The organism is Candidatus Neomarinimicrobiota bacterium (genome assembly GCA_041862535.1).
Classification (GTDB): Bacteria; Fidelibacterota; Marinisomatia; order SCGC-AAA003-L08; family TS1B11.
This window is the reverse complement of the sequence record JBGVTM010000044.1, coordinates 1-2,909: the sequence shown is the minus strand read 5'-3', so window position 1 is coordinate 2,909 and position 2,909 is coordinate 1. Positions and strand designations below refer to the sequence as shown.

The window sequence follows — 2,909 nt, the reverse complement described above, 5'->3', positions numbered from 1 at the left end:
TAGTCGTAGGTGAAATCGCAGTTGGTACCCCGGAGGGCGGGCGTCTGTTGGCGCAGCTGGAGGAGCTTGCGATAATATGAGTGCAGCTCTCTGCCCGTTTCTGTCTCCAGCTTTGACCAGATAAGGGGATTGTAGTCGAGGGTTTTCTCCGTGTCCATGCCGAACTCCTGGCCGTGGTAAAGCATGGGAACACCGGTGGCAGTCAGTAGAATCGCGGCGCCCAGTTTCGACTTCTGGACCGCCAACTGATAATCGATGGCCGGATTGGTCTGCGCTTCCCAGATGACCCGCTGCTCATCGTGACTCTCGGTATAGTTCACGATATTCCGAGGCTGACGGAAGCCTTCTTCCTGGAAATCAATACCATCGGCCGTATAGGATAGATACCCGTAATTCCTTCCCTCGAAGGGTCCTTCCCGGAGATTGGCCTTCATCTGATCATGAAAGATATCGTGCCAGTGGGAATTGATTTTGGAATCGCGGATCATGTTTTTGATTTCGTCGATTTTGGCAAAATGTTCGGCAATCTGGTAGGTATTGGAGTCGGCCAGCCAGGCTTCGTAGCTGAAAAGGGCGATACCCCGGTCCATTGCGCCGTCCCAGCCGAAACCGGTGGTATTGTCATAACGGTAGCCGTCAACATGGTATTCCTCAATCCAATACCGCACCACATCTTTGACCAGTCGCTTCGTGCCTTCTTTGGTATGATCAAAGTCGGGCATTCCCCAGGGATTCTGTTCGGCGTGGACATAGGGCGAGTCATCATAATTTTGCTCGTACAGCTGATAGAAGGGCGAGCGGCCATCGCAGTGGTTAAAGACCAGGTCCATGATGACGGCGATGCCCCGCGCATGAGCCTCATTTACGAGAGTTTTGAAATCTTCCGGGGTACCGTAAGCAGACTCCACCGCGAAGTAAAATGCCGGATTGTACCCCCACGAGCTTTCTCCAGGGAACTCGTAGTTGGGCAGCAGCTCGATGGCATTGATGCCCAGGTCCGCCAGGTAGTCGAGCTTCTCAATCACCCCGGCAAAATTCCGCTGAGAGGAGAAGTCACGCACCAGCAGCTCGTAGATCACCAGGTCTTCCATCACCGGTTTTATCCACCCGTCATCGGTCCAGACGAATGGCTCAGCCCCTACTTTGAACTGGCAGATCTGATTCTCAACGTACTGCCAGTCTTCCTGGCCGTTGGGCAATTTCCACTCCACGTCGGTGGCATAAGGATCGCCAAGCTGCTTCTGGCCGTTGATCAGGTACATATACTGGTAAGTGCCCGGTGTAAGCAATTCAGTAAGCCACCAAATAGACTGACCGATATCATAATTCATGACCAGGGAATCGGGATCCCAGTCTGCCCAGCTGCCAAGAAGACACACGAAGGCCTTGGCCGGTGCCAGAAGAGCAAATGTGACAGTGCCGTTACCATGATCCGTCACGCCAAGTTCTGCCCCCGCAGGTAGTGGTTCCATGACGATGTCGGGTGCTTTCCAAACCGTCACTTTTTGGAAGGTCACCCGTCCGTTTGCTCCTTCCGCCCTGATCCAGATCGTATGCTGACCGAAGGTCAGGGTATCCGTTTGCCAGTAGTAAGTGTGGCTGTCGCCAGCATTCGAATAGACCAGTGAGCCATCGATCCATATTTCGGTCGAATCACTTCCGGAGGTAGTGAAAATAAGCAGCTCATCGCCGTTTACAACGTCGTTGTCTTGATGGGAGAGATTGGTGATGAGGGGATCGCCCGCTTGTGGTTCGAGGTCCAAGAGGATATGATAGTCAGCCTCGTTATTGTTGTCCCACGTACCGTCGCTCCAGTGAAAGACGAAGTCCACGACTTCTACGGGTTGTTCACCGCGCTGGAATGGTCCAATTTTGATGTAATAATGACCGGTTGTATCCGGTCCTGAGAGCGGTGATTCGACGGAGGCGCCAGGATCGCCGATATGGGTATCTTCGGGCCAGTATTCGGGTATAGGCTCCTGCCAGCCGTTGACGCCCCACCAGAGATCACCGGTTGTATCGGCAATGATGGTGATGGTATCATTGGGCGTTGGCACTATGGGGAGCCAGAATCCGGCGGGGGCGACCTTAATGTGCCAGTCCACGCCGTAGCCACCGTTGTTGTCCCAACCACTAATCTTGTCCTGGAAACAGAAATCAATAACCTCGGCGTCCTGGGGGATAGCATAATCGTAGAACCATAAACCGGGGGTACCGGTGGAGGTCATAGCAGGGTCATTTGCAGGGTCAGGAACATTACTCCACCCATTATACCCCAAGTGGATATAGACCGGATTGGCATCTGGTATGATGCCGCGGGCTACGGCGTTGTAATAGATAGTCACCGTGCCGCCCTGCCAGGGTAGGGCCGGCTCCCAGGTGACCGCCTGCCCCGATCCTTTTGTAATAAGGATTGCCAGTGTCAGAAGGACAGCAGCGATGAAAGCCGGGGGGGATTTCCGCGCTGTTATATCTGGCTGACTCTTCACATTATTCCTCAACTTTCACTTCAGTTGACAGGTGACGATACCAGGTAAAGTAGAGTCCCGCACTGAGGGCCACGAACAGGCTGCCCAGCGCCGCTACATTCCCCCAGGTCTTGAAGACCAGGCTCATCATAAACAGGAAGAAGACGATCTGCCAAGGCACAGCCATTATAACGGAGAGGATATCCCGGCGATTCTCTGCGTCTACAGCCCCCTGATTGTCCACGCGGAGTTGGGCCTTAAACCGCCTCCAAAAGCCAAAAGGCCGCGTGACCTTGTAGAACCGGAACAGGGTGGCATCGTCCGTCGGGCCGGTGAGAAGTGTCCCCAGTACTGATCCCAACAGGGAGGCTGTTGTGGAAACGATGAACATGGCATACTCGGTAGTCCCTTCAGGGGCCAGAGCTTTGTAGATCACGGCTA

At 54.0% G+C, this 2,909-nt stretch carries 2 protein-coding genes; both read right to left on the bottom strand.

Translation table 11 applies throughout. The annotated features are described in order from the left end of the window. On the bottom strand, positions 1–2,489 hold a 2,489-nt coding region (locus ACETWG_01780), incomplete at its 3' end, for an alpha-amylase family glycosyl hydrolase (protein ID MFB0515316.1). A 1-nt stretch (position 2,490) separates the two neighbouring features. After that, the coding region (locus ACETWG_01775; protein ID MFB0515315.1) for a sodium:solute symporter at positions 2,491–2,909 on the bottom strand (419 nt) is incomplete at its 5' end.